Here is a 2,088-nt window from a genome sequence, read left to right on the forward strand (position 1 = left end):
ACAGGTTACAAATTTGTCATCCGCGCGCCAGCAGGCGGTTACCGTTGATCGCACCAAAACTCCCGACCTGAAGAGGGCAGCCCTCTTCCCCTATGAGTCAGTGGTGCAAAACGAAACGGGCTTCCAGTTCTGCCGGGGAAATTTCACTGTTGTTTATCGGATACATCTGATCATCCTTGACCGGAACAAGCTGTGGATAACTCTGTTGGTAACTTATTTAGCAACCTATTTATTGCGTTTGACGGGCAGTCTCGAAACGGTCCATCACCGCCAGTGGCCGCGAGGCACTGAGGACCAGGCCGTAACTGAGCTTTTCATAGGTGCGAAACACCAGCAGCGTGCCGCCGCGCTCATCGGAAAGTTTCACCGGGGCGCCGCTGAGGACGTCGCGTACCGTGGCGCCGGTCTTGATCACGTTCAGCCGTTGGCCTTCGACCAGGCCGTCGCGGCGGCCTTTATTCAGGGTCACGGCATCCAGCACGCCTATCTGCGTAACACCCTTGGGTACGTCGATGATCTGCCCTTCAATAAACGGCACCGCCTGCGGGCCCTCCAGGCTGGCCAGCGCAACGGGCGGCTCGGTAAGGAGTAAACGGTCGCCGGGGCGCACTTCCTGGGTGACGCGTTGCACGGCAAGGGTGGTCAGGTCGCCGGCCATCACCCAGCGCGCGGTGCCGATGTCGTCGGCGTTGATCCCCAGTAGCTCCTGGGTTTGGGGGTCGGTGTAGACCTTGCCTCGGCGGAAGATCCCGTAACTGGGCTGGGCCGGGTCCAGGACGCCGCGGGCATGTACGCGCTCGCCATTGGCCCCCAGCACGCGCCCGGCTTCTGCCGCGACAACGTAGGGCGCGTTATCGAGATCGAGGGGAGAATCGAGGATGCGATTGTGTAACAAAAATTGCTGGATGGCCTGTTGCGTTGGTTGATCCAGGCGCAGGCCAGGCGATGGAAGCAGGGCCAGGGCGAACGGAGCCCAGAGCAGCAAGACGAGTAGCGATTTCCTCATGGGGTGAATCTCCTTTATTATGTACGTTCGCGTGAAATGCCATAGCCTTCGCGGCTTCCGAGCGTTCCACACCGGCCGTGTGGGTCCATCCCAACGCCGATTTGCCTTTACCTCACATGTGCAGCAATTACGCTTATGGCTATTTTGAACATCCTCGAATTCCCCGACTCGCGCCTGCGCACGATCGCCAAACCGGTGGCCGTAGTGGACGACAAGGTTCGTCAGTTGGTCGATGACATGTTTGAAACAATGTATGAAGCCCCGGGCATCGGCCTCGCCGCGACCCAGGTCAACGTGCATCAGCGTGTCGTGGTGATGGACCTGTCCGAAGATCACAGCGAACCACGGGTGTTCATCAACCCCGAGTTCGAAGCGCTGACCGACGAAATGGGCGAATACCAGGAAGGTTGCCTGTCGGTGCCGGAGTTCTACGAGAACGTCGAACGCCCGGTGCGCGTGAAAATCAAAGCCCTGGACCGCGACGGCAAGCCTTTCGAGCAGGTTGCCGAAGGCTTGCTGGCAGTGTGTATCCAGCACGAATGCGACCACCTCAACGGCAAGCTGTTTGTCGATTACCTGTCCACGCTCAAACGTGACCGGATCAAGAAGAAGCTGGAAAAAAAGCACCGCCAGCAAGCTTGATGCCCTTCTTCCAAAGGCTTGCTGCGGCAAGCCTTTTTCTTTTGTGACTGCTGTTAACCGAGAACGCCCATGACCGAGCCACTGCGCATTGTTTTTGCCGGCACACCCGAATTCGCCGCTGAACACCTCAAGGCGCTGCTCGCCAGCCCTTATGACATCGTCGCGGTGTACACCCAGCCGGATCGCCCGGCCGGTCGCGGGCAAAAACTGATGCCGAGCCCGGTCAAGCAACTGGCGCTGGAGCACAACATTCCCGTGCTGCAACCGCCGACCCTGCGCAACGCCGAGGCCCAGGCCGAGTTGGCCGCGCTGAAACCGGACCTGCTGGTGGTGGTGGCCTACGGTTTGATCCTGCCCCAAGTGGTTCTCGATATCCCACGCCTGGGTTGCATCAACAGCCATGCTTCGCTGCTGCCACGCTGGCGCGGTGCGGCGCCGAT

The 2,088-nt window shown here is 59.8% G+C and carries 3 protein-coding genes; 2 read left to right on the forward strand and 1 reads right to left on the reverse strand.

All coding sequences use genetic code 11. The features are described 5' to 3' along the window. Positions 1 to 229 precede the first annotated feature (229 nt). The gene (locus tag L9Z73_RS29715) at positions 230 to 1,006 is read right to left on the reverse strand and encodes a peptidoglycan-binding protein (RefSeq protein ID WP_247408478.1); all 777 of its coding nucleotides are present in this window, start codon (positions 1,004 to 1,006) and stop codon (positions 230 to 232) included. Positions 1,007 to 1,141: 135 nt separating this feature from the next. Between L9Z73_RS29715 and def the strand changes: the two genes are divergently transcribed. Then, positions 1,142 to 1,648 carry a peptide deformylase gene (gene def / locus L9Z73_RS29720; protein WP_247408480.1) on the forward strand — a complete coding sequence of 169 codons (507 nt, stop codon included), beginning with the start codon at positions 1,142 to 1,144 and terminating at the stop codon, positions 1,646 to 1,648. Positions 1,649 to 1,717: 69 nt separating this feature from the next. After that, positions 1,718 to 2,088, forward strand: a 371-nt coding sequence (locus tag L9Z73_RS29725; RefSeq protein ID WP_282598799.1) for a methionyl-tRNA formyltransferase, incomplete at its 3' end; no start/stop codon positions are given.

Source organism: Pseudomonas emilianonis, from assembly GCF_023072625.1.
In the GTDB taxonomy this organism is placed as follows: domain Bacteria; phylum Pseudomonadota; class Gammaproteobacteria; order Pseudomonadales; family Pseudomonadaceae; genus Aquipseudomonas; species Aquipseudomonas paraveronii.

What these genes read in the sequence shown, in the direction of transcription:
- L9Z73_RS29715 (WP_247408478.1), bottom strand. Translation starts at nt 1,006, where the DNA reads ATGAGGAAATCGCTACTCGTCTTGCTGCTCTGGGCTCCGTTCGCCCTG.
- def (WP_247408480.1), top strand. Translation starts at nt 1,142, where the DNA reads ATGGCTATTTTGAACATCCTCGAATTCCCCGACTCGCGCCTGCGCACG.